This window comes from Pseudomonas sp. SG20052 (assembly GCF_031766055.1).
Taxonomy (GTDB): Bacteria; Pseudomonadota; Gammaproteobacteria; order Pseudomonadales; family Pseudomonadaceae; genus Aquipseudomonas; species Aquipseudomonas mandelii.
Genome location: NZ_CP134498.1, coordinates 1100338 through 1125610 on the forward strand (window position 1 = coordinate 1100338; position 25273 = coordinate 1125610).

A 25273-nucleotide genomic window follows, 5' to 3' on the forward strand; every position below is an offset into this window, starting at 1 on the left:
CATGAGTAAATTCTGGAGCCCGTTCGTCAAGGATCTGGTGCCTTACGTGCCGGGCGAGCAGCCGAAACTGGCGAAACTGGTGAAGCTCAACACCAACGAAAATCCTTACGGCCCATCGCCAAAAGCGCTGGCGGCGATGCAGACCGAACTCAACGACAACCTGCGCCTGTACCCGGACCCGAACAGCGATCTGCTGAAAAGCGCCGTGGCTACGTATTACGGCGTGCAGACCAACCAGGTGTTCCTCGGCAACGGTTCCGATGAAGTCCTGGCGCACATCTTCCACGGCTTGCTGCAACACGACAAAGCGGTGCTGTTCCCGGACATCAGCTACAGCTTCTATCCGGTCTACTGCGGGTTGTATGGCATCCAGTTCGACGCGGTGCCGCTGGACGAGCAGTTCCAGATCAACCCGGCGGACTACGCCAAGCCAAACGGTGGGATCATCTTCCCGAACCCGAACGCACCGACCGGTTGCCTGCTGGCACTGGACGCGGTTGAGCAAATCCTCAAGGCCAGCCCGGATTCGGTGGTTGTGGTGGATGAGGCCTACATCGACTTCGGTGGCGAGACGGCGATCAGCCTGGTGGACCGTTATCCGAACCTGCTGGTGACTCAGACCTTGTCCAAATCCCGCTCGCTGGCCGGCCTGCGGGTGGGCCTGGCGGTGGGGCATCCGGATTTGATCGAGGCGCTGGAGCGGATCAAGAACAGCTTCAACTCCTATCCGCTGGATCGCCTGGCGAATGTCGGGGCGGCGGCGGCGTTCGAGGATCGCGAGTACTTCGACAAGACGTGCCGGTTGGTCATCGAGCATCGTGAGTGGGTGGTAGCGCAACTTGAAGCGAAGGGCTTTGAAGTGCTGCCGTCGGCGGCGAACTTCATTTTTGCCCGTCATCCAAAGCACGACGCGGCCGGGCTGGCGGCGAAATTGCGCGAGCAAGGCGTGATCGTCCGGCACTTCAAGCAAGAGAGGATTGCCCAGTTCCTGCGGATTTCCATCGGCACGCCGGAACAGAACCAGGCACTGATTGATGGTTTGGGGAATTTGTAAGACGTCGGTCGGTAATGGGTGCACTGATCGGGCTCGGTATAGTGAGCACCGATCAATGCGTTTGAGGTGAAGGATCAGCCTTGAATGTCAAACTCGCCCGTAATCGTCCGGGGCGATGGATCATCTATGCTGCATTCAAATTCACCTTTGGCGTTTTTCATGTTCTCGGTGAATGTCACTGTTATCCAACCGGTTTTAACCTGGTGTTTGTTCTCACCATCATGGAAGGTCCACTCCATATAATTATCGGTGAAATCGTCTGGGTATTGTTTTGTTACTCGCTGATCGTCGCCGATTCCAGGCGGAAATCCGATATAAATTGTACCTTTGTCTTTTTCCCCGCTGATATATCCGCCAGGAGTTACTCCGGTAAACTTGTGAAGCGTAACGTTGGTTGCAACAAAGTTGGTAACAATCCTTGCAGTAAAAGTACCCGAGTCCTTCTTAGATTTTTGTGTGGCCATGAATAAAGCTCCCTTCGGTCAAATTAAGAGTGGAAGACAAAAGCGTCATTCCTCCTGCGGTATTAACGTTAACGACGGGAGCTTTCGAAAGGTACTGTCATAAATGACAGTTCATTAGCTTTATTTGGAATAACTTTCTGTTCTTGAATATCAAATACTTCAGGTGTGGCAGGAAGATAGTTCTGGCCGCGAAGAACCCTGACGCGATGTAGCTGTTACGCCACGCCATCGTTCTCCACGGGCAAGTCGGACCGCCGCACCGTGCGCCCCTACAGAGGGTTACTCGTGATGCGGTTCGCCCAGAAACGTCAGCGAACTGAACACCCCCCGCGTCGCCACATCCGGATTGTCCTTCAGCACGATCTCCATCTGCGCCGAAATCACGTTCAACCCTTCATTACGCACCACCACCTGCGCACGCCCGTCCTTATCTGTCTCGGTACTCAACGTATTCGGCGCACTTCGATAGTCGCCAATCAACTTCACCCCCGCCGCCGGCTTCCCATCCAATAACACCTGCACGGGCAGCAACTTGCCCGGTCCGACCGTCAGAGGATCAACCTCCGGCAGAATCAGCAGTTTCATCTGATCAAGCTTGGGTAACTTCGCCCCAGGCTGATAAATCGCCAGGCTGTATTTGAACGTCTGTGTCGACTCGATGGCCCCCGGCACTTTGCTGCGTCCTTCGTTGATCCATTTTTTATCCGCCGTTTGCGACCACATGCCGTTGTCAAGCGCCACCGCCATCACGGCAGGCGGCTTCAGCGGTTGCAGACGTGCGTGATCGGCCAGGCGCTGGACGGTCACCGGGATCATTTTGCCGTTGACGTCATAAGCCCAGGCGCCGCTGATTTTTTGTGCCTTGAAGGCGTTGTCTTCGGCGCCGTGGCCGTAAATCACTTCGATGTTGCCGCGACGTTGTTCGGTCCAGAGGCCATGGGCCGAGACCTGGCCGGTAAACAACAGGCCGAGCAGCAGGCTTAGCAGTGCGGGTTTGAGGTTTTGCATGGGAACTTCCTTTTACAGATTGAGTGTGAGGCTGACGGTGAAATTGCGCGGCTCACCGGGGTTGACCCAGTAATTGCTGTAGGAGCGCTCGTAGTATTTCTCGTCGAAAAGGTTGTTCAGGTTCAGGCCGACAGTGACGTTTTTGCTGGCCTTGTAATGGGCCAGAAGGTCGACGGTGTGGTAGGACGGCAGCTCGAAATCGCTGCCGGATTCGCCTGAACGATCGCCGACGTAAGTGAACGCCGCGCCGACGTCGGAGCCTCGTAAATGGCCATCCTGAAATTCATAAACGCCCAGCAGGCTGCCGCTGCGCTTGGCGACGCCGAGGATTCGGCTGCCGGTGGGAATTACCTTGTCGCCCTCGGTGACCTCGGCGTCGATGTAGGCGAAGGCACCGATCACCCGCACGGCGTCGGTCACTTGCCCGGTGACTTGCAGGTCGAATCCCTGGCTGCGGGCCTTGCCCATGGCGCGGCTGGTGTCCGTGCCCGGGTCTAGTGCAAGGACGTTTTCCTTTTCAATATGGAAGGCGGCGAGGGTGGTGCTCAAGCGGTCGTCGAACAGCTCGCTCTTGATCCCGACTTCGTAACCGACGCCTTCTTCCGGGTCGAAGGATTGGCCGCCAGCGTCCAGGCCGTTGTTCGGCTTGAACGAGGTGGAGGCGTTGGCGAACAGCCCGACTTCGGGTGTCAGCTGATAAAGCAGGCCGGCCCGTTGGGTCAGTGCGTCGTGGCTCTGGCGGCTGGTGGCACCGCGGGTGTGATCGTCGATGCTTTGCTCGAAATGTTCGAAGCGTGCACCGAGCATGCCGCGCAGTTTGTCGGTGAAGACAATCTGGTCCTGCAGGTTCAGCGCCCGGCTTTCGACGTGTTCAAAAAGGTCGGTGCCGGAGCGCTTACCGTTGGGTTTCGGCTGACCGTAGACGGGTTGATAAATGTCGATAGCGTAGGGGCCGCCAGCAATGGTCGTGACCCGTTCGTTCTTGCGGAAGTTTTCATACTCGCTGCCAATCAGCAGTTCGTGCTGCCAACTGCCGAGGTCGAACAGACCGCGCAATTCGAGTTGGGTGATGCTGTCGTGCCAGTTTGTGTCGCGCTCGCGATAGCGCCGATTCACAGTGTGGCCGTCGGCATTCAGCGGGCGACTTTCGGAAGCGTAGCCCCAGAGTTTGCCTTCCTTGTAATGGCTGGCCAGGCGCAGCTTCCAGTTGTCATTGAGATGGTGTTCGAGGGCTGCTTGCAGCAGGTTGTTGTGGTTGTCGATGTTGCCGTCATTGGGTTCGCCAAGGAACGTCGAACGGGACACGCCACTCCATTTGTTGTTCGGCGCGACGATGCCGCGATCGAACGTGGAGCTGTGACGGACGAATTCGCTCTCCACCAACAGGCTGGTGTCCGGGTTCAGTTGCCAACTGAAGGAGGGCGCGACAAACACTCGCTGGCTGTCGACGTGATCGCGGAAGCTGTGGTTGTCCTCGACGGCCAGGTTGATTCGCGACAGCACGTTGGCGTCGTCATCCAGCGGCGTGTTGACGTCGAGCGCGGTGCGATAGCGGTCCCAACTGCCGGCGCTGGTTTGCAGGGTGGTGAATGCTTCGGGCTGGGGTTTCTTGGTGACGATGTTCACCGTGCCGCCCGGATCTCCGCGCCCGTAGAGACTGGCGGCGGGTCCTTTGAGTACTTCGATGCGCTCGATGTTAGCGACGTCCGGGGTGCTCGGATAACCCCGGTTGGCGCTGAAGCCGTCCTTGTAGAATTCCGAGGTGGTAAAGCCGCGCACGCTGTATTCGTAAAGCGTCAGGCCTCCGAAGTTGTTCTGCTTCGACACACCGCCAGCAAAATCCAGGGCGCGCTCGACACTGGTGCTGCCCAGGTCATTGAGCACACTGACGGGAATCACGCTGATGGATTGCGGGATGTCGCGGATCGCGGTATCGGTTTTGGTCGCGCTGGCAGACCGCGTGGCACGGTAGCCCTGGACCGGGCCGGTGGGCGATTCGTAGTCGGAGGTGACGCTGATGGCGTCCAGTTCGAGGGTGCCGGGCTCTTCGGCGAAGACCGGATCCACCAGCAGGCCGAGGGCAAGACCTGCCACGGAAGCCATTGTGCGAGACGACATGTTATGTTGTTCCAATAGTGATATTGAAACAATATAACATGCCTAATGAGAATGTCTGCTGTTAGCCAGAGATCCTCGGACCAGGGTCAGTTTTCTTCTTTCTCTTTAACCGGCGCCGGCGGCGGACGCAGGCCGATTTCAGCCGTGAGCTTGAGCTCTTTGCCGTTGCGCATCACCTGAATGGTGACCTTGTCGGTCGGTTTGATCCGCGCAACCTGGTTCATCGAACGCCGACCATCACCGGCCGGTTCGCCGTCGATGCTGAGGATCACGTCACCCAATTGCAGGCCAGCCTTCTGCGCCGGACCGTCACGGAAAATCCCTGCGACCACAATGCCCGGGCGCCCCGACAGACCAAACGACTCCGCCAGTTCCTGACTCAACGGTTGCACTTCGATGCCGAGCCAGCCGCGAATCACCTGCCCGTGTTCGATGATCGACTTCATCACTTCCATGGCCAGTTTGACCGGGATCGCAAAACCGATGCCTTGCGAGCCGCCGGACTTGGAGAAGATCGCCGTGTTGATGCCGGTCAGATTGCCGTTGGCATCCACCAGCGCACCGCCGGAGTTGCCGGGGTTGATCGCAGCGTCGGTCTGGATGAAATCTTCGTAGTTGTTCAGGCCCAATTGGTTACGGCCAGTGGCGCTGATGATGCCCATGGTCACGGTCTGACCGACGCCGAACGGGTTGCCGATGGCCAGGGCGACGTCACCGATGCGGATGTTGTCGGAGCGACCGACGGTGATCGACGGCAGGTTTTTCAGATCAATCTTCAGCACCGCGAGGTCGGTTTCCGGGTCGCTGCCGATGACGCGGGCCAGGGTTTCGCGACCATCCTTGAGCGCGACCACGATCTGGTCGGCGCCGCTGGTGACATGGTTATTGGTCAGCAAATAACCTTCCGGACTCATGATCACCCCGGAACCCAGGCTCGACTCCATGCGCTTCTGTTTGGGCGAGTTGTCGCCGAAGAAGCGCCGGAACTGCGGGTCTTCAAACAAGGGATGGTTCGGTTTGTTGATGACTTTGGTGGTGTACAGGTTCACCACCGACGGCGCGGCGATGGTGACCGCGTCGGCATAGGACACCGGACCTTGCTGCGTCGTGGTGGTTTGCGGGGCTTGCTGCAGGTTGACGTCGAGGCTCGGAAGCCCGACCCACTGCGGGTAACGCTGGATGATCAACAGAGCGATAAGCACGCCGGCCAACAGCGGCCAGCCGGAAAAACGCAGCGCCTTGAGCATTAAGCACGTCCTGAGAGGTTGCAGGCGGCATGAGACCGCCCATAATGTCGCGCATTATACGAGGCGCAGCTCGCCTCTGAACGGGGTATTTAGGAGTCTTTTATGGCCGTCGCCTTGAGCACCCTGGTCGAAGAAGCCGATCGTTACCTAAACAGTGCCAGGATTGCCGATTACTGCCCCAACGGCTTGCAGGTCGAAGGTCGGCCGCAGGTGATGCGCATCGTAAGCGGCGTCACGGCAAGCCAGGCGCTGCTGGATGCCGCGGTCGAAGCTCAGGCCGATCTGGTGCTGGTGCATCACGGCTATTTCTGGAAAGGCGAGAATCCGTGCATCACCGGTATGAAGCAGCGTAGGTTGAAAACCCTGCTCAAGCACGACATCAGCCTGCTGTCCTATCACTTGCCGCTGGACCTGCACCCGGACGTCGGTAACAACGTGCAGCTGGCGCGTCAGCTCGACATCACGGTCGAAGGCCCGCTGGATCCGGACAATCTCAAGGTTGTCGGCCTCGTTGGCTCGTTGAGCGAACCGATGACGCCCCGTGATTTCGCTCGCCGAGTGCAGGAAGTCATGGGCCGCGAGCCGTTGCTGGTCGAAGGCAGCGATATGATCCGCCGGGTCGGCTGGTGCACCGGTGGCGGCCAGGGTTACATCGATCAGGCCGTGCTGGCTGGCGTCGACTTGTACATCAGCGGTGAGGCGTCCGAGCAGACCTTCCACAGCGCCCGGGAAAACGACATCAGCTTCATCGCCGCCGGCCATCACGCCACCGAGCGCTATGGCGTGCAGGCGCTGGGTGATTACCTGGCCCGGCGGTTTGCCCTTGAGCACATCTTCATCGATTGTCCGAATCCGATCTGATTACCACCAAAAATCAAATGTGGGAGTCTGCTGGCGATCGCTGCATCACATGCGACATTGATGTGACAGATACACCGCAATCGCGAGCAAGCTCGCTACCACTGGGTCTTTGGTGCCCAAACGAGGGGGTATATTCATATACCCTTTCGATCTAGCTCGCGTCCTGATTAGAAGAGGACGCTGTGCTAGGATTCCTCGCTCGAACACGGCCCGCTGGCCGTCCATAAGATCGTTTTCGTGAGTAGCCATGGTCGACAAACTGACGCATCTGAAACAGCTGGAGGCCGAAAGCATCCACATCATCCGCGAGGTCGCCGCCGAGTTCGATAACCCGGTGATGCTGTACTCCGTCGGTAAAGACTCCGCCGTGATGCTGCACCTTGCGCGCAAGGCATTCTTCCCGGGCAAACTGCCGTTCCCGGTGATGCACGTCGACACTCGGTGGAAGTTCAAGGAGATGTACGCGTTCCGCGACCGCATGGTCGAAGAACTCGGCCTTGACCTGCTGGTACACGTGAATCCCGATGGCGTCGCGCAGGGCATCAACCCGCTGACCCACGGCAGTGCCAAGCACACCGACATCATGAAAACCGAAGGCTTGAAACAAGCTCTCGACAAGTACGGCTTCGACGCCGCTTTCGGTGGCGCTCGCCGCGACGAAGAGAAGTCCCGTGCCAAAGAGCGCGTGTACTCCTTCCGTGACACCAAGCACCGCTGGGACCCGAAAAACCAGCGCCCGGAACTGTGGAACGTCTACAACGGCAACGTCAACAAGGGCGAATCCATTCGTGTGTTCCCGTTGTCGAACTGGACCGAACTGGACATCTGGCAGTACATCTACCTCGAAGGCATCCCGATCGTGCCGCTGTATTTCGCCGCTGAACGCGACGTCATCGAGATGAATGGCACCTGGATCATGATCGACGACGAACGCCTGCTCAATCACCTGAGCGACGAAGACAAGGCGCGCATCGTCAAGAAGAAAGTCCGTTTCCGCACGCTGGGTGACTACCCGCTGACCGGTGCGGTCGAGTCCGAGGCCACCAGCCTGACCGACATCATTCAGGAAATGCTCCTGACGCGAACTTCCGAACGCCAGGGCCGGGTCATCGATCACGATGGCGCAGGCTCGATGGAAGAAAAGAAACGTCAGGGGTACTTTTAAGCTTCGAGTTACAAGCGGCAAGCTGCAAGTTAAGGGCGGTATGCGTAATTTCGTAGTTTGGTGCTTGTGGCCGGTTGCTGCGAGCCGTTATCGGATGACTCGCAATGGATTTCGAGAAGCTGATTGTCTGGCAGAGAAGTAAGTGTTTGGCGGTAAGGATCTACAGGGAGTTTGCGAGATGTGGGGATTTTGGCTTCAAGGATCAAATTACCCGCTCCGCACTATCGGTGCCTTCCAATATTGCTGAAGGGATGGAGCGTTGTGGTGCCAAGGAAAAAGTACATTTTCTTTGGGTGGCAAAAGCCTCGTGTGGTGAGTTGCGCACTCAGATCCTCATCGGCCGTGATATTGCCTACATTACTGATCCTCTGGCTGACGATTGGATTAAAGAAACCCGCGAGCTTTCAAGAATGCTATGCGGCTTGATCAACAAAATTTCTGAGTAGCTGTACGCCGACAAGCTTGCCGCTTGAAGCTTACAGCTTGGAGCTCGAATGCAATGAGTCACGCATCTGATTTGATCAGCGAGGACATCCTCGCCTACCTGGGCCAGCACGAACGCAAGGAAATGCTGCGCTTTCTGACCTGTGGCAACGTCGACGACGGCAAGAGCACCCTGATCGGGCGCCTGCTGCACGACTCCAAGATGATCTACGAAGATCACCTGGAAGCCATCACCCGCGACTCGAAAAAAGTCGGCACCACCGGCGAAGACATCGACCTGGCGTTGCTGGTCGACGGCCTGCAGGCCGAGCGTGAGCAGGGCATCACCATCGATGTCGCCTACCGCTATTTCTCTACCGCCAAGCGTAAATTCATCATCGCCGACACCCCCGGCCATGAGCAGTACACCCGCAACATGGCCACCGGTGCGTCCACCTGTGACCTGGCGATCATCCTGGTCGACGCCCGCTACGGCGTGCAGACCCAGACCCGCCGCCACAGCTTCATCGCCTCGTTGCTCGGCATCAAGCACATCGTGGTCGCCATCAACAAGATGGACCTCAACGGCTTCGACGAAACCGTGTTCGAGTCGATCAAGGCCGATTACCTGAAGTTCGCCGAAGGCATCGCGTTCAAGCCGACCACCATGGCCTTCGTGCCGATGTCGGCATTGAAAGGCGACAACGTGGTGAACAAGTCCGAGCGCTCGCCGTGGTACACCGGCCAGTCGCTGATGGAGATTCTCGAGACCGTCGAGATCGCCAACGACCGCAACTACACCGACCTGCGTTTCCCGGTGCAGTACGTCAACCGTCCGAACCTGAACTTCCGTGGTTTCGCCGGCACTCTGGCCAGCGGCGTCGTGCACAAGGGCGACGAAGTCGTTGTGCTGCCGTCGGGTAAGAGCAGCCGCGTGAAATCCATCGTCACTTTCGAAGGTGAGCTGGAACACGCAGGTCCTGGTCAAGCGGTGACGCTGACCATGGAAGACGAGATCGACATCTCTCGCGGCGACTTGCTGGTGCACGCCGACAACCAGCCGCAAGTGACCGATGCTTTCGACGCCATGCTGGTGTGGATGGCCGAAGAGCCGATGCTGCCGGGCAAGAAATACGACATCAAGCGCGCCACGAGTTACGTGCCGGGTTCGATCACCAGCATCGTCAATCGTGTTGACGTGAACACCCTGGAAGAAGGTCCTGCCAGCTCGTTGAACCTGAACGAGATCGGTCGGGTCAAGGTCAGCCTCGACGCAGCCATCGCACTGGACGGTTACGCCAGCAACCGCACCACCGGTTCGTTCATCGTCATCGATCGGTTGACCAACGGCACCGTGGCCGCCGGCATGATCATCGCCCAGCCGTTGGCGCATGGCAGCAGCACGCACCACGGCAAACTGGCGCACGTGGCCACCGAAGAACGCGCCCAGCGTTTCGGTCAGCAACCGGCCACCGTGTTGTTCAGCGGCTTGTCGGGCGCGGGCAAAAGCACCTTGGCTTACGCGGTTGAACGCAAACTGTTCGACTTGGGCCGTGCGGTGTTTGTCCTTGATGGTCAGAACCTGCGTCACGACCTGAACAAAGGTCTGCCACAGGATCGCGCCGGGCGTACCGAAAACTGGCGTCGTGCCGCGCACGTTGCGCGTCAGTTCAACGAAGCCGGTCTGTTGACCCTGGCGGCCTTCGTGGCGCCGAGTGCTGAAGGTCGTGAGCAGGCTCGGGAACTGATCGGCAAGGAGCGTCTGCTGACGGTCTACGTCCAGGCCTCGCCGACGGTCTGCGCCGAGCGTGATCCGCAAGGCTTGTACGCGGCGGCGGGGGATAACATCCCGGGCGATTCCTTCCCGTATGACGTGCCGCTGGACGCCGACCTCATCGTCGACACCCAGTCGCTGTCGCTGGAAGAAAGCGTCAAGCAAGTGCTGGATCTGCTGCGTAAGCGTGGCGCGATCTAAGCGTTAGCCGTTAATAAAAAACCCGCCAATGAGTGATCATCGGCGGGTTTTTTTGTTTCTGTTCGGACGCCTTCGCGGCAAGCCTCGCTCCTACGGGTTTGTGTCGCGTCATAGGTTGCGATCACCCCAAATCCGTAGGAGCGAGGCTTGCCCGCGAAGAGGCCGGCACAGGCGCCTGATTACTTCGCCGGATACTCCCGATGCATCTGCCCAAGCAACGCATCCTTGTCTTCCCACAACTGATTGATCCAGCCCTGAAACTGCAAGCGATACTCCCCATCCTGGTCGTAGTTCTTGCCAATGAACTGCGGCGGAATCTTCAGTTCCTGAAAGTGCACCACCACATCCTTCACATTCCCGCACAGCAGATCCCAGTAACCGGGACGCCCGGCCGGGTAGTGAATGGTCACGTTGACGATCGACTCAAGCTGTTCACCCATCGCATCCAGCACAAACGCAATGCCGCCAGCCTTGGGCTTGAGCAGGTACTTGAACGGTGATTTCTGCTGTGCATGCTTGCCTTCAGTGAACCGGGTGCCTTCGACGAAATTGAAAATCCCCACCGGGTTATGGCGAAACTTGTCGCAGGTCTTGCGGGTGGTTTCCAGGTCTTTGCCTTTCTTCTCCGGGTGCTTTTCCAGGTAGGCCTTGGAATAGCGCTTCATGAACGGAAAACCGAGCGCCCACCAGGCCAGGCCAATCACCGGCACCCAGATCAGTTCCTGTTTGAGGAAGAATTTCAGCGGCTGGATGCGCCGGTTGAGCACGTACTGCAACACCATGATGTCCACCCAGCTCTGGTGGTTGCTGGTGATCAGGTACGAGTGCTTATAGTCCAGCCCTTGCAGGCCACTGAGGTGCCAGCGGGTGCGGCAGACCAGGTTCATCCAGGCCTTGTTGTTGCTGATCCAGGCTTCATGGGTGTGGCTCATCAACCAGAGCGAGAAACGCTGGGTGAGGGCAAAGGGCAACACCTTGATGATCGCTACGCAGAACAGAAACGAGCACAGCAGAATGGTATTTAACGCCAGCAACAACGATGCAATCACGCCGCGCACGGCGGCAGGTAGAAAAGCCAGCATTTAAAGATCCAAAGGTCGGTTGGCAGCTTGAATCGCGGTCAGCGCGATGGTGTACACGATGTCATCGACTTGCGCGCCGCGCGGCAGGTCGTTCACGGGTTTGCGCAGGCCTTGCAGCATCGGCCCGAGGCTGACGCAATCGGCACTGCGCTGCACAGCTTTGTGCGTGGTGTTGCCTGTGTTCAGGTCGGGGAACACGAACACCGTGGCGCGCCCGGCGACCTGACTGTTCGGCGCCAGTTGCCGGGCCACGGTTTCGTTGGCGGCGGCGTCGTATTGCAACGGGCCGTCGATCAGCAGCGAATTCTGTTGTTCGTGGGCGAGCAGCGTCGCTTCGCGAACCTTTTCGACTTCTTCTCCGCTGGCCGATTCACCGCTGGAGTAGCTGATCATCGCCACGCGCGGGGTGATGCCGAATGCGGCTGCCGAGTCGGCGCTTTGCAGGGCGATCTCGGCCAGTTCGCTGGCGCTCGGGTGCGGGTTCATCACGCAGTCGCCGTAGACCAGCACTTCTTCGGGAAACAGCATGAAGAACACCGACGACACCAACGTGCAGCCCGGCGCCGTCTTGATCAGCTGCAGGGCCGGGCGGATGGTGTTGGCGGTGGAGTGGATGACCCCGGAGACAAGACCGTCGACTTCATCCAGCGCCAGCATCATGGTGCCGATCACCACGGTGTCTTCCAGTTGTTGCTCGGCCATCGGTGCGTTGAGGCTTTTGCTTTTGCGCAGCGCAACCATCGGTTCGACGTAGCGCTCGCGAATCAGGTCCGGGTCGAGAATCTCCAGACCCGGCGGCAGCTCGATGCCCTGGGCGCGGGCCACGGCTTCGACGTCTTCCGGTTTCGCCAGCAACACGCAGCGGGCAATGCCGCGCGCCTGACAGATCGCCGCCGCTTGCACGGTCAGCGGCTCGCTGCCTTCGGGCAGGACGATGCGCTTGTTGGCGGCCTGAGCACGCTGGATCAGTTGATAACGGAACACCGCGGGCGACAGGCGCATTTCACGCGGAGTGCCGCAACGCTGGTGCAGCCAGTTGGCATCCAGATGACTGGCAACGAAGTCGGTGATGATCTCCGCACGCTCGCGGTCGTCGATCGGGATTTCCTTGTTCAGACCGTTCAACTGGTTGGCGGTGTCGTAGGAGCCGGTGCTCACCGACAACACCGGCAAGCCCGCCTGCAATGCGCCACGGCACAGGTCCATGATGCGCGGATCGGGCAGGGTGTCGCTGGTCAGCAACAGGCCGGCCAGCGGCACGCCATTCATGGCGGCGAGGCTGACGGCGAGGATGATGTCGTCGCGATCGCCGGGGGTCACCACCAGCACGCCGGGCTTGAGCAGCTCCACAGTGTTGCGCATGGTGCGGGCGCAGATGATGATTTTGGTCATGCGCCGGGTTTCATAATCGCCGGCATTGAGAATCTGCGCGCCCATCAGGTCGGCGACGTCGCGGGTGCGCGGCGCGTTCAATTCCGGCTGGAAAGGAATGCAGCCGAGCAGGCGAAAATCACCGCTGCGCAGCAACGGCGAATGTTCCTTCAAGCGCGAAGCGAACGCCTCCATGCTTTCGTCGGTCTTGACCTTGTTGAGGATCACGCCGAGGACTTTCGGATCTTTGGGGCCTCCGAACAATTGCGCCTGCAATTCCACGCGGCCAGACAGTTCGGTCAGCACTTCGTTTTCCGGTGCCGAGACCAGGATCACTTCGGCGTCGAGGCTTTTTGCCAAGTGCAGATTCACCCGCGCGGCGTAACTGGCGCTGCGGGTCGGGACCATGCCTTCGACGATCAGCACGTCCTTGCCGACGGCCGCTTGCTGATAAAGGGTGATGATTTCTTCGAGCAGCTCATCCAGCTGACCGTCGCCAAGCATACGCTCGACGTGAGCCAGACCGAGTGGCTGCGGCGGTTTCAAGCCGTGGGTGCGCGCTACCAGTTCGGTGGAGCGTTCCGGGCCGGTGTCACCCGGATGCGGCTGGGCGATCGGTTTGAAAAAGCCGACTTTGAGGCCGGCGCGCTCAAGGGTGCGCACCAGCCCGAGGCTGATGGAGGTCAGTCCCACACCAAAATCGGTGGGTGCGATAAAAAAAGTTTGCATGCGGATTCTCTAAGGGTGCATGGCAATGGCGATCATCTATAGCTGACGATCTACCGAAATTCAGTCGCCAAGGTTATCGCTAACCGAGGCCTGTGCGCACCAACCGCAATCAAAGGGCTGGCCTATTTTTTCAATACGTTGCGCGGGGTCCAGGACCCAGGCGCGAGATTGCCACGGCGGCTGGTGGCGCAGGTGCTGGGTGTGACCGCAGGAAAGCTCGGCCACCCAGTGCCCGTCCTCATCTTGATGGAAGCCAGTGACCGTCGAGCCTTTCGCCGTCATCCGTCTGTCCGGGTTGTGTTCGCTTTCGGGCGATTGCTTCGCTAAACTTGGCCATTCTTCATTCTTATGCAAAAGGTCTCGCCCCATGCTGATCGCCGCCAATAAGGCTGTCTCCATCGACTATACCCTGACCAACGACGCTGGTGAGGTCATCGACAGCTCCGCCGGCGGCGCACCGCTGGTCTACCTGCAAGGCGCAGGTAACATCATCCCGGGCCTGGAAAAGGCACTGGAAGGCAAAGCAGTCGGCGACGAGCTGACCGTAGCCGTTGAACCTGAAGATGCCTACGGCGAATATGCTGCCGAACTGGTCAGCACCCTGAGCCGCAGCATGTTCGAAGGCGTCGACGAACTGGAAGTGGGCATGCAGTTCCACGCTTCCGCGCCGGACGGCCAGATGCAGATCGTTACCATCCGCGATCTGGACGGCGACGATGTCACCGTCGACGGCAACCACCCGTTGGCCGGTCAGCGCCTGAATTTCCAGGTCAAGATCATCGCCATCCGTGACGCCAGCCAGGAAGAAGTCGCTCATGGTCACGTCCATGGCGAAGGTGGCCATCACCACTGATTTTCTGCGCTAAGCTCAGAGAACTGGAGAGGCGCCCGAGGGGCGCCTTTTTAGTCCGCGGCTGTCCCTGGCGACATCGCCAAGTGGCTGTTTCGAGTAGAACACGGGAATCTGGAGTTCGTCATGAGTGCTTTTCACGACCTTAAATTGACAGCCCTGGATGGACAGGAGCTACCGCTGGCACCCCTCAAGGGGCACGTCGTGCTTGTGGTCAACGTCGCTTCCAAATGTGGCTTGACCCCACAATACGCGGCGCTGGAAAACCTCTACCAGCAATACAAGGACAAAGGCTTCAGCGTGCTGGGCCTGCCGTGCAACCAGTTTGCCGGGCAGGAACCGGGTACCGAGCAAGAGATCCAGGAATTCTGCAGCCTCAACTATGGCGTGACCTTTCCTTTGTCCAGCAAGCTGGAAGTCAACGGTCACGATCGTCATCAGCTGTACCGTCTGCTCGCGGGCGAGGGTGCGGAGTTTCCGGGGGACATCACCTGGAACTTCGAAAAATTCCTGCTGGGCAAGGACGGACGTGTGCTGGCGCGGTTCTCGCCGCGCACAGCGCCGGATGATCCGACGGTCATCCATGCGATTGAAAAAGCGCTGAGCTAAATAAAGAAACATCAAAAGATCGCAGTCTTCGGCAGCCTTACGGGTGTTCACCTTCCCCTGTAGGAGCTGTCGGAGGCTGCGATCTTTTGCTTTTGGATCTTAATCACCCAAATCAATAGTGCTGTTCAAGGTTTGCGACTCTCCATATTATCGCCGTCATAAAGTCATTTACCCCGTGGAGCGTCCCATGCCCGTCAAAGCCCTGTTCAAACCGTTCCACCTCGGCAGCCTCGAACTGCCGACCCGCGTCGTCATGGCACCGATGACCCGCTCCTTCTCCCCGGGCGGCGTACCCAATTCCAAAGTGATCGAGTACTACCGTCGTCGCGCCGCTGCCGGCGTCGGCCTGATCATCACCGAAGGCACCACCGTCGGGCACAAGGCCTCCAACGGCTACCCGAACGTGCCGCATTTCTACGGTGAGGCCGCGCTGGCCGGCTGGAAGAAAGTGGTCGACGCAGTCCACGCCGAGGGCGGCAAGATCGTTCCGCAGTTATGGCATGTGGGCAGCGTGCGCCGCATCGGCACGGAGCCGGATGCCAGCGTGCCGGGTTACGGTCCGTCGGAGAAATTGAAGGACGGTCAGGTCGTGGTTCACGGCATGACTAAACAAGATATCCAGGACGTGATCGCCGCGTTCGCCCAAGCCGCTAAAGACGCCCAAAGCATTGGCATGGACGGCGTGGAAATCCACGGCGCCCACGGTTACCTCGTGGACCAGTTTTTCTGGGAAGGCAGCAACCAGCGCACCGACGAATACGGCGGCAGCCTGGCCAACCGTTCGCGTTTTGCCATCGAATTGATTCAGGCTGTGCGTGCAGCCGTCGGCGAAGGCTTCCCGATCATCTTCCGTTTCTCGCAGTGGAAGCAGCAGGATTACACCGCGCGCCTGGTGCAAACACCGGAGGCGCTGGGGGAATTCCTCAAGCCGCTGTCCGACGCCGGCGTGGACATTTTCCACTGCTCGACGCGTCGGTTCTGGGAGCCGGAGTTCGACGGTTCCGAGCTGAACCTGGCCGGCTGGACCCGCAAGCTCACAGGCAAGCCGACCATCACAGTGGGCAGCGTTGGCCTGGATGGCGAGTTCCTGCAGTTCATGGTCAACACTGACAAGATCGCGCAGCCGGCCAGCCTGGAAAAACTGCTGGAGCGCTTGAACAACGACGAGTTCGATCTGGTGGCGGTAGGGCGTGCGCTGCTGGTCGACCCGGACTGGGCGCAGAAAGTGCGTGATGGTCGTGAGGAAGACATCCTGCCGTTCAGCCGTGAGGCGTTGATGACCCTGGTTTAAGCAGCGACTGGAAGGGCCTCTTCGCGAGCGGCTCGCTCCCACAGGTTTTGTGCATGACGCAGAACCTTTGTGGGAGCGAGCCTGCTCGCGAAGACGGATTCAATGTCACCCACCAGTCAGGATAAGGTCTGTGCCTCAGGCACCGCCAACTCCCCCACACAAGCTCCCCGCAACTGCCCCTCGAACTGCTCGATAATCGCCGCCCAGCCCTGACGACTCGCATGCTGGCGCGCATTGAGCCGCACGCAACGCAAGGTTTCGCGCTCCTCCAGCAACCACGTCGCAGCATCGCAGAACGCCTCTTCGTCGCCCGGCATCGCCAACACGCCGTTATAGCCATGACGGATATGTTGAGCGGCGGCCGCCTGATCGTAGGCCACCACGCCCAATCCCGAGGCCAGCGCTTCAAGCACCACATTGCCGAAGGTTTCGGTCAGGCTCGGAAACAGAAATACGTCCGCTGACGCATAGTGACTGGCCAACGCTTCGCCTCGTTGTGAGCCGCAGAAAATCGCGTCAGGCAGCTCCTTCTCCAAAAAACCTCGCTGCGGCCCGTCGCCGACCACGATCAATTTCAGTTTGCGCTGTGGATAAGTGGCCTTCAGGCCGTCAAAACAGCGCTTGAGCAAGCCGAGGTTTTTCTCCTGCGCCAGGCGTCCGACGTGGATGACCGCGATGTCTTTCTCGGCGAGCCCCCACTGTTCGCGTAAAGATTGCAGGCGTTTGACCGGATGAAACAATTGGCTGTCGACCCCTCGGGACAACAACGCCAGACGTTCGAAATGGCGCCGTTCCAGTTCCAGTCGCTGGCTGATGCTGGGCACCAGAGTCAACGTCGAACGGTTGTGAAACCAGCGCAGGTAATGAGTCAGCAAGCGCGACAGCAAGCCGAGCCCGTATTGATTGGAGTACTGCTGGAAATTGGTGTGAAAGCCGCTGACCACTGAAATCCCCAAACGCCGCGCCGCTCGCAACGCCGACAATCCCAGCGGCCCTTCCGTGGCGATGTAGAGCACGTCCGGACGATGACGTTTCCAGCGCCGCAGCAGCTTGTGCATCGACGACTGACCCCATTGCAAACCCGGATAGCCCGGCAATGGCCAGCCGCGACACAGCAACAGCTCATCGCTGCTGGCCGCCAGAAGATCGCAGCCCTGACGCGGCCGCACCAGTTCGACCTGATGCCCGCGCGCGCGCAAGCCATCGCACAAGCGGCCGAGGGTATTGGCCACGCCGTTGATTTCCGGTGGGAAGGTTTCGGTGATGAGGGTGATATGCAGAGCTGTCGTCATGACCCCAGTGTCGGCTGGGGGCATGTCGTCATTGTGGCGTTTCGATGATGGATTTGTGACGGTGTCAGCGTTGGGTCACCAGATTCTCTGCGCCGCGCTCACGCACCCAGAACAGCGTCGCACCGGCCACAGCCGCCGGCATCATCAGGATGTTGACCACCGGAATCAGCAACACCAGGTACACGATCCCGCCAAAACTCATGCTCTGCCAGCGCTTCTCGCGCAGCCAGGCGAGCATTTCGTTCCAGCCCAGTTTGTGGTTGTCCGCCGGGTAGTCGATGTACTGGATCGCCATCATCCACACCCCGAACAGCAGCCACAGCGGCGCGGCGATGATGTTGACCACGGGGATGAACGAGAGAATGAACAACCCGATTGCCCGCGGCAGGAAGTAGCCGAGTTTGCGCATTTCCCGGGACAGAGTGCGCGGGATCATGGCGACCAGTTCACCCCAACTGAACGCCGGGAAGTCATCGGTGCCACGCACCACCACTTCGACCTTCTCCGCCAGGAAGCCGTTGAACGGCGCGGCGATGACGTTGGCGAGCATGGTGAAGGTGAAAAACACCATCAGAACCACCAGCACGACAAAAATCGGCCAGAGGACGTAACTGAGAAAACTCAGCCAGTCGGGCAGGGACGGCATCAGCGTATCGACCCACAGGCTGAATTGATGGCTGGCCAGGTAGATCAATCCGACGAACAGCACGAGGTTGATCACCAAGGGCAACAATACGAACAAACGCAGGCTGGGGCTCAAGACCAGCTTGAGGCCTTCGCGCAGGTATTGCGGGCCGGACAGAACGGGGGCGGGCATAACGTGCTCCGAGCAAAGGGTAAACGCGCCGACCTTACCGGCTTTGCCTGACAGGCGAAAGCGCGGCAGCGACATCGACATTAACTGTAACAAAGGCGCCTATAAATCCATCGTGACCGGATAGAGACCGCCTATGAGCTGGATTGTTAAACCGTATTTCCTTAATCTTCGCCCCCTCGATACGCTGCACCCATTCTTTTTACAGGACTGTCGAACCCGAGCCTTCCCCAAGGCTTTCAACGGTCCTTTTTTATTCCCGCCGGCAACCCGGCGTTCCGCGCCAGGTGTTCCGGGCCGGTCAACAGGAGCAGGTCATGTCTGAAGTCCGTCATTCGCGAGTGATTATTCTCGGTTCCGGCCCTGCCGGTTACAGTGCCGCGGTCTATGCCGCCCGTGCCAATCTCAAGCCACTGCTGATCACCGGCATGCAGGCCGGCGGTCAACTGACCACCACCACCGAAGTCGACAACTGGCCGGGCGACGTCCACGGCCTGACCGGCCCGGCGCTGATGGACCGCATGAAAGAGCACGCCGAGCGTTTTGAAACCGAGATCGTTTTCGATCACATCAATGCCGTGGACTTCGCTGCCAAGCCGTACACCCTGATCGGCGACAGCGCGACTTACACTTGCGACGCCCTGATCATCGCCACCGGCGCCAGCGCCCGTTACCTCGGCCTGCCTTCGGAAGAAGCGTTCATGGGCAAAGGCGTATCGGCCTGCGCAACTTGCGACGGTTTCTTCTACCGCAACAAGCCAGTGGCTGTGGTCGGCGGCGGCAACACCGCTGTTGAAGAAGCGCTGTACCTGGCCAACATCGCCAGCACCGTGACCCTGGTCCACCGTCGCGAAACTTTCCGCGCCGAGAAGATCCTGATCGACAAGCTCAATGCCCGCGTTGCCGAAGGCAAGATCATCCTGAAGCTGAACGCGAACCTGGACGAAGTCCTGGGCGACAACATGGGCGTCACCGGTGCCCGCCTGAAGAACAACGACGGCAGCTTCGACGAGCTGAAAGTCGACGGCGTGTTCATCGCCATCGGCCACACCCCGAACACTTCGCTGTTCGAAGGCCAGCTGACGTTGAAAGACGGCTACATGGTTGTGCAGGGCGGCCGCGACGGCAACGCAACGGCCACCAGCGTCGAAGGCATCTTCGCTGCCGGTGACGTGGCTGACCACGTTTACCGTCAGGCCATCACCTCGGCCGGCGCCGGTTGCATGGCGGCACTGGATGCCGAGCGTTACCTCGATGATCTGCAGAACGCCAAGTTCTGAAATCGTTGAAATGAAAAAACCGGCTTCGGCCGGTTTTTTTGTGCCCACAGCAAAAGCGTTCACCAGACCCCTGCAGGAGCGAGGCTTGTGTTGGTCAACCGCGAAACCGTTCCTGGACGAAGTCCATGACCTTCAGCGATTGATAGATCGCATTGGCGGCAACGCGACCGAACGGCCCACCGTTCCAGTCCAGCAAGTACGGCTTGAACAGTTCATGCCGAGCAGTTTCCCCGCACACCGCTTCAGCAATCACCCTGCCGCCAATCGAACCGGTATTCAGTCCATGACCGCCAAATGAAGTGCACGCCCAGACACCTGGTTCCAGCCACCCCAAGTTGGGCATTTTGTTGGTGGAATACCCATCAGACCGGACCAGGCTAATTCGATCCTGACCGGCGCCAGTTGCGGATACACCGACACCATGTCGGCCTTGAGCATGGCCGCCAGGGCTTTTTCATTCTGTTCGTGACGGGTCGTGATACGTCCGCCCCACAACAGGCGATCGCCTTCGACAATGCGGTAATAGTCCGAGGCGCGACGGTCATCGGAAAACGCGGCGCCTGACTCGAGAACGCTTTTGATCGAATCGCCCAGGTGTTCGGTCAGCACCACGTAGGTGGCAATCGGCAGGTAGGCGCGGCTGAGCTTTTGCAGCTCCGGCCCGCCGTAACCGCCGGCGCAGAACACCAGGTCCTGACAGCGCACGCTGCCGTGAGCGGTCTGGACAATCTTGTCGTTCCCTTCGCGACGCCAGGTGAGCATTTTGGAGTGTTCGAAAATGCGACTGCCCGCCGCTTCAATGGCAAGGGCCAGGCCCAGGCAATAATTCAACGGGTGGAAATGCAGGGCGTTCGGGTCCTCCACACCCTGGAAATAACGTTGGGTGTGCGCCCGTTCGCGGACCTGGGCGGTGTCGAGGAAGTTGAGTTCGTAAGCGAAGTCGCGGCGCATTGTGTCGATGTGGTTTTTCACGCTGGCGCTGTCGTCGTAGCGCTTGACCCGGATTGTGCCGGCGGACGGATTGCAGCCGGTGAGGGCCAGTTCGGTGATGTTGCGGCGGACAATCTCTACCCCTTCAACCGACATCTGGAACAGCGTTCTGGCGTTTTCCAGCCCCAGTTTTTTGCGGATCGCGCCAGACCCTTCGGCCCAGCCCGGCGAGACCACGCCGCCATTGCGGCCGGAGGCTCCCCACGCGACCTGATGGGCTTCGAGGATGATCACACGCTTGCCGCGCCGGATCAGTTCGAGGGCGGCGGTGAGGCCGGCGATGCCGGCACCGATGATGCAGACGTCGCAGGTTTCGTCGGTGTTCAATTCGGGCCTGGCCGCACGGGGCAGCGAGGTTTGGGAATACCAGGTGTTGGGGAAGGACATGGTCGATCCTTGATAAGTTGCCGGACATTCAAGCGAGGGCTGGCCTTCGTGGGAGCGAGCCTGCTCGCGATGGCGGTCGAAAATTCAACATTAATGCTGAATTTGATGGCCTCATCGCGAGCAGGCTCGCTCCCTCAGGGGAGGGCGGTGTTACTTGATGGTCGAGTAGTCGACGCCGTACCACTTGTCCGACAGTTTGGTCAGCGTGCCGTCCTTGTGCATTGCGCCGATGATTTCACTCAGTTTCGCCTTCAGCTCCGGGTCACCCTTGTCGGTGGCAACGGCCAACGGTTCGTAGAACACCACGCCGTTGTCGACAGCGCGTAATGGGTAACCCTTCTTGACGGCCGCATCCAGCGTGCTGCGTTGGGTGAGGATGGCGTCCAGTCGAGCACCGTCGCCCAGGCGCAGATCGTCCAGCGGTCCGACGGAGCCGGCGTAGGTCTTCATTTTTTCGGTTTTAACGTCGTAGACGACGGGTGGCACGTCAGTGGTTTCGATGGCCAGTGCCTGGCTGAAATAGTCCTCGGACGTCGTGCCGCCCTCGACGCCGATGGTTTTGCCATTCAACGCCTTGTGGTCGGTGACCGTGGATTTGTTGTGCACCGCAAACACGTAGGGCACGTAGTAGTAGGTGCCGGGGAAGTCGAGAATCCGCGCACGGCTCTTGGTGGCGGTCATCGAGCCGACGGACACGTCCCAGCGGCCATTCCACTTGCCGGCGGTAATCACATCCCAGTCGGGCGTGATGAATTTGGCCTCGACGCCGAGACGCTTGGCGATCTCCTTGGACACGTCGATATCAAAACCGTCGATTTCATTCTTGTCGTTGATGAACCCCTGCGGGGGCCAGGTCGCCGAGGTGGCGACGGTCAACGTCTTGCTGCTTTCGATCTTGTCCAGGACGGCACCGGCGTTCGCGGCGCCGACGAACAACAGTGACAAGGCGGCAGCAAGGGTGATTGCGGGTTTTTTACTGAGCATGTCCATCTCCACTTTTCGTTATTGTTATGCGGGGGTAAAGCGCTTCTCAGTGCCCGATGATCTGCGACAGGAATTTCTGTGCGCGTTCGGTCTGCGGGTTTTTGAAAAACTCGGCCGGGGTGGCTTGTTCGATCACCTGGCCCTGATCCATGAACAGCACTCGGTCGGCGACCTTGCTGGCAAAGCCCATTTCGTGGGTCACGCAAATCATCGTCATGCCGTCGGTGGCCAGCTCGCCCATCACGTCCAGCACCTCGTGGACCATTTCCGGGTCCAGCGCCGAGGTTGGTTCGTCGAACAGCATCACTTTGGGGTTCATGCACAGCGCCCGGGCAATGGCCACGCGCTGCTGCTGGCCGCCGGACAGTTGCGACGGATATTTGTGGGCATGCTCGGCAATCCGCACCCGCTCCAGATAGACCTGTGCGCGTTTTTTCGCCTCGGTGGCCGACACGCCTTGCACCAGTTGTGGGGCCAGAGTCAGGTTGTCCATCACGCTCAAGTGCGGGAACAGGTTGAAGCTTTGGAACACCATGCCGATTTCGCTGCGCACGGCGCTGACACTTTCCGCTTCGCTGGTGAGCGTAATGCCGTTGACCTGAATGTGGCCCTTCTGGAAATTTTCCAGGTGGTTGATGCAGCGAATCATTGTCGATTTGCCCGAACCCGACGGGCCGCACACCACCAGGATTTCGCCAGTGGCGACGTTCAGGTCGACGTCGCGCAGGGCGTGAAAGTTGCCGTACCACTTGTTCAGGCCGGTGATTGAAATCATCGAGGGACTGGTCTGCGCAGCAGGGGCCAGGTCGCGTTGTTGGGCGGTATCGGTACGAGTCATCACGCATCAACCCCTTGCCACGGATCGATTGACCCGTTTTTCGATTCGCGCCTGGACCCGTTCCAGAATGAACGACAGGGCCCAGTAAATCATCGCGGCGGTGATCAGCATTTCCAGGTGGCGGAAGTCTGCGCGCCCCTGGGTCTTGGCCAGGTACATCAGTTCCCAGACACCGATCACCGACACCAGCGAACTGTCCTTGAGCATGGCGATGAACTGGTTGCCGGTGGGTGGAATGATCACCCGCAAGGCCTGCGGCATGATGACCCGGCTCAGGGTCTTGAACGGGCTGATGTTCAGCGCCCGCGAGGCTTCCCACTGGCCGACCGGAATGCTCTGGATGCCGGCCCGGAAAATCTCGGTCATGTAGGCGCCGTAACACAGGGACAGCGCGAGGATACCGGCAGGCACCGCATCGACCACGTAGCCCAGTTGCGGCAGACCCAGGTAAATCAGGTAGATCTGAATCAGCAACGGCACGCCGCGAAAGAACGAGGTGTAGAACGAGGCGAGGGCATTGGCCAGGCCGTTGTTCGACAGCTTGGCCACTGCGCCGACCAGCGCCAGCACAAAGGCCAGGACGATGGCCACTGCAGAGATGTACAAGGTGGTTGCAGCGCCCTGGATGATCAGGAAACCGATCTTGTCGAGGATGAAGCTGTAAGACAGGTCGAAGGTGTCGAAGAACGCCAGAAACAGGATCAGTAGTTCGATCCACACCACCGTAGTCTGCACTTTGAACTTCAGGCGCCCGAGGACGTGGAAGTTCAAGGTGCCCAGTACGGCAATGCCCAGCCCGATGGCGACGTTGCGTGCCGTCAGGCTGTCCGGGGCATTGCCCAGCAGCGGATGCAGAAAATGACTGAGGGCGCTGTTGCCCAGGTTCATCAGGTAGGCGCCGAGGAACAGCACCACGGCTACGCCGAGCAGGAATTGAGGATCGTTAGACTTTTTCTTATAAATTATATTGTCGTGATACATGTCTGCCTCAGCTTGTCGGTGGTGATGTTCTCGCTAGGTAAAAGGGTCTTTGGTCAGTATTGCGACGTCGATTCCGGGACCACAAGCGAACTTAATTCGCTACGTCAGTCCCGGAACGCACTTCGCTGTCAGGACAGTCTTGCCAGGCACGCCTCGAGGATATCCAGCCCTTCCTCCAGCACCGCCGACTCGGTGGTCAACGGCGCCAGTAGCCGAATGATGTGCCGTGATTTGCCGCTCGGCATCAACAGCAGACCCGCGTCACGCGCCAACGCCAGCAATTGTGTGAGCTGCGCCGAGGCGGGGGAGCCGTCGGCATGGGTCAACTCGATACCGCGCATCGCACCGACGCCGGTCAAACGACCCAGATACGGTGAAAGTTTGCTTGCGCGCCAGGACTCGTAACGGCTGACAATCGCTTCTTCCTGTTGCGACCCCCAGGCTTGCAGGTTGGCATCCGTCATTTCATCCAGCGTTGCCAATGCGGCGGCGCAGGCGATGGGGTTGCCCGAATAGGTGCCGCCCAGTCCACCTTTGGGCAAGGTGTCGAGCAGCGACTTGCGCCCGACTACCGCGCCCAGTGGCACGCCGCCAGCGATGCTTTTGCCCAGCAGGATCAGGTCCGGCTCGATGCCCAGGCGCGAAAAGGCAAAACGCTCGCCGGTGCGGCCGAAGCCGGACTGGATTTCATCGGCGATCAGCAGAATATTTTTTTCATCGCAGAACGTGCGCAGCGCCTGTGCGAACTCGACATCCATCGCCAGAAATCCCGCTTCACCTTGAACCGGTTCGACGATAAAACAGGCCACGTCATTGACGTCGATTTCGACGCTGAACAGTCGATCCATCGCCTTCAGCGCTTCGGCGCAGGTCACGCCGTTGTCCTTGCTTGGAAAGGGCAGGTGATACACAGGCCCCGGCAGCGCGCCGACTTTCTGTTTGTACGGTGCGACTTTGCCGTTGAGGTTGAGGGTGGCGAGCGTGCGGCCATGGAAGGCACCGTCGAAGGCAATGACGGCTGTGCGACCGGTCGAGCCGCGGACGATCTTCAGGGCGTTTTCCGCCGCTTCTGCGCCGCTGTTGGTGAGCATGCCACTGACAGCGTAGTCCACCGGAATGAACGCCGTCAGGCGATCCATCAGTTCGATGTAGGGCACATGCGGTGCGGCGTTGAACGCGTAGTGCGTCAGCCGCGTGGCTTGTTCGCGAATGGCCTCGACGATGCGCGGATGGCAATGGCCGAGGTTCAGTACGCCGATGCCGCCGACGAAGTCGATGTAGCGTTTGCCATCGGTGTCCCAGACCTCGGCGTTTTTGCCGTGGCTGAGCGTGACGGGATGAACGACATTGATCGACTGGCTGATGGTTTCGCTGCTCATGGATGACCGACTCTGAAGAAGGGATGCTTCTTTTTATCTAAGCCGTGAGCAGTGGGTGGGGGCAAACGAAATAAAGTGGCC

The 25273-nt window shown here is 59.4% G+C and carries 22 protein-coding genes and 1 pseudogene; 9 read left to right on the top strand and 14 right to left on the bottom strand.

The features are described from left to right. Window position 1: 1 nt before the first annotated feature. Window positions 2-1054 (top strand): histidinol-phosphate transaminase, encoded by a 1053-nt coding sequence (hisC, locus tag RHP74_RS04870; RefSeq protein WP_311098115.1) that lies wholly within the window; start codon window positions 2-4, stop codon window positions 1052-1054. A 74-nt stretch (window positions 1055-1128) separates the two neighbouring features. On the opposite strand, the gene RHP74_RS04875 is transcribed toward hisC, so the two are convergent. The 4 genes from RHP74_RS04875 to algW all read right to left on the bottom strand — a co-directional run bounded on the left by RHP74_RS04875 (window position 1129) and on the right by algW (window position 5891). Further along, window positions 1129-1518 carry a hypothetical protein gene (locus tag RHP74_RS04875; protein WP_304817625.1) on the bottom strand — a complete coding sequence of 130 codons (390 nt, stop codon included), beginning with the start codon at window positions 1516-1518 and terminating at the stop codon, window positions 1129-1131. Window positions 1519-1797: 279 nt separating this feature from the next. Then, window positions 1798-2526, bottom strand: a complete 729-nt coding sequence (locus tag RHP74_RS04880) for a DUF4198 domain-containing protein (RefSeq protein WP_010463290.1) — start codon at window positions 2524-2526, stop codon at window positions 1798-1800. A 12-nt stretch (window positions 2527-2538) separates the two neighbouring features. After that, a complete protein-coding gene (locus tag RHP74_RS04885; protein WP_311098116.1) occupies window positions 2539-4644 on the bottom strand; it encodes a TonB-dependent siderophore receptor in 2106 nt (701 codons plus the stop codon). An 86-nt stretch (window positions 4645-4730) separates the two neighbouring features. After that, entirely contained in the window at window positions 4731-5891 is a 1161-nt protein-coding gene (gene algW, locus RHP74_RS04890; RefSeq protein ID WP_010463285.1) for a Do family serine endopeptidase AlgW, read from the bottom strand. 102 nt (window positions 5892-5993) lie between these two features. On the opposite strand from algW, the gene RHP74_RS04895 reads away from it, so the two are divergent. The 4 genes from RHP74_RS04895 to cysN all read left to right on the top strand — a co-directional run bounded on the left by RHP74_RS04895 (window position 5994) and on the right by cysN (window position 10315). After that, window positions 5994-6752: a Nif3-like dinuclear metal center hexameric protein gene (locus tag RHP74_RS04895; protein WP_145306953.1), complete on the top strand. Its 759-nt coding sequence runs from the start codon at window positions 5994-5996 to the stop codon at window positions 6750-6752. Window positions 6753-6999: 247 nt separating this feature from the next. Then, window positions 7000-7917, top strand: a complete 918-nt coding sequence (gene cysD / locus RHP74_RS04900; RefSeq protein ID WP_010463281.1) for a sulfate adenylyltransferase subunit CysD — start codon at window positions 7000-7002, stop codon at window positions 7915-7917. A 104-nt stretch (window positions 7918-8021) separates the two neighbouring features. Continuing rightward, on the top strand, window positions 8022-8363 hold the full coding sequence (locus tag RHP74_RS04905) for a four helix bundle protein (protein ID WP_010463279.1): 342 nt from the start codon (window positions 8022-8024) through the stop codon (window positions 8361-8363). A 53-nt stretch (window positions 8364-8416) separates the two neighbouring features. Then, a complete protein-coding gene (gene cysN, locus RHP74_RS04910; RefSeq protein ID WP_010463277.1) occupies window positions 8417-10315 on the top strand; it encodes a sulfate adenylyltransferase subunit CysN in 1899 nt (632 codons plus the stop codon). 179 nt (window positions 10316-10494) lie between these two features. Here cysN and RHP74_RS04915 read toward each other — a convergent pair whose 3' ends face one another. The 3 genes from RHP74_RS04915 to RHP74_RS04925 are packed head-to-tail and all read right to left on the bottom strand — an operon-like array spanning window position 10495 to window position 13896. Beyond that, window positions 10495-11397, bottom strand: coding sequence for an acyltransferase (locus RHP74_RS04915; RefSeq protein WP_077747431.1), 903 nt, complete (start codon window positions 11395-11397; stop codon window positions 10495-10497). Then, entirely contained in the window at window positions 11398-13497 is a 2100-nt protein-coding gene (gene pta / locus RHP74_RS04920) for a phosphate acetyltransferase (RefSeq protein ID WP_010463273.1), read from the bottom strand. Window positions 13498-13557: 60 nt separating this feature from the next. Then, window positions 13558-13896, bottom strand: a complete 339-nt coding sequence (locus tag RHP74_RS04925; protein ID WP_042932938.1) for a DUF3565 domain-containing protein — start codon at window positions 13894-13896, stop codon at window positions 13558-13560. On the opposite strand from RHP74_RS04925, the gene RHP74_RS04930 reads away from it, so the two are divergent. The 3 genes from RHP74_RS04930 (at window position 13865) to RHP74_RS04940 (ending at window position 16247) form a co-directional block, all read left to right on the top strand. Then, window positions 13865-14350: a peptidylprolyl isomerase gene (locus RHP74_RS04930; protein ID WP_010463269.1), complete on the top strand. Its 486-nt coding sequence runs from the start codon at window positions 13865-13867 to the stop codon at window positions 14348-14350. The two genes, RHP74_RS04925 and RHP74_RS04930, sit on opposite strands and share 32 nt — an antisense overlap. A 123-nt stretch (window positions 14351-14473) precedes the next feature. Continuing rightward, window positions 14474-14956, top strand: a complete 483-nt coding sequence (locus tag RHP74_RS04935) for a glutathione peroxidase (RefSeq protein ID WP_010463268.1) — start codon at window positions 14474-14476, stop codon at window positions 14954-14956. A 187-nt stretch (window positions 14957-15143) separates the two neighbouring features. Continuing rightward, complete coding sequence (locus tag RHP74_RS04940) at window positions 15144-16247, top strand: NADH:flavin oxidoreductase (protein WP_010463266.1); 1104 nt, start codon at window positions 15144-15146, stop codon at window positions 16245-16247. Window positions 16248-16363: 116 nt separating this feature from the next. On the opposite strand, the gene RHP74_RS04945 is transcribed toward RHP74_RS04940, so the two are convergent. Beyond that, window positions 16364-17563, bottom strand: coding sequence for a glycosyltransferase family 1 protein (locus RHP74_RS04945; RefSeq protein ID WP_077747434.1), 1200 nt, complete (start codon window positions 17561-17563; stop codon window positions 16364-16366). A gap of 40 nt (window positions 17564-17603) precedes the next feature. Further along, complete coding sequence (gene cysZ, locus RHP74_RS04950; protein WP_010463261.1) at window positions 17604-18356, bottom strand: sulfate transporter CysZ; 753 nt, start codon at window positions 18354-18356, stop codon at window positions 17604-17606. A gap of 314 nt (window positions 18357-18670) precedes the next feature. Between cysZ and trxB the strand changes: the two genes are divergently transcribed. After that, on the top strand, window positions 18671-19633 hold the full coding sequence (trxB, locus tag RHP74_RS04955) for a thioredoxin-disulfide reductase (protein WP_010463259.1): 963 nt from the start codon (window positions 18671-18673) through the stop codon (window positions 19631-19633). A 94-nt stretch (window positions 19634-19727) separates the two neighbouring features. Here trxB and RHP74_RS04965 read toward each other — a convergent pair. The 5 genes and pseudogenes from RHP74_RS04965 to RHP74_RS04985 form a co-directional block, all read right to left on the bottom strand. After that, a pseudogene (locus tag RHP74_RS04965) lies at window positions 19728-21010 on the bottom strand (NAD(P)/FAD-dependent oxidoreductase). A gap of 150 nt (window positions 21011-21160) precedes the next feature. Further along, complete coding sequence (locus tag RHP74_RS04970) at window positions 21161-21994, bottom strand: transporter substrate-binding domain-containing protein (RefSeq protein ID WP_077747458.1); 834 nt, start codon at window positions 21992-21994, stop codon at window positions 21161-21163. A gap of 46 nt (window positions 21995-22040) precedes the next feature. After that, a complete protein-coding gene (locus RHP74_RS04975; RefSeq protein ID WP_010463253.1) occupies window positions 22041-22769 on the bottom strand; it encodes an amino acid ABC transporter ATP-binding protein in 729 nt (242 codons plus the stop codon). Window positions 22770-22838: 69 nt separating this feature from the next. Beyond that, entirely contained in the window at window positions 22839-23813 is a 975-nt protein-coding gene (locus RHP74_RS04980) for an amino acid ABC transporter permease (protein ID WP_010463251.1), read from the bottom strand. Between the two features lie 128 nt (window positions 23814-23941). Further along, window positions 23942-25192, bottom strand: coding sequence for an aspartate aminotransferase family protein (locus RHP74_RS04985; RefSeq protein WP_311098124.1), 1251 nt, complete (start codon window positions 25190-25192; stop codon window positions 23942-23944). Window positions 25193-25273 lie beyond the last annotated feature (81 nt).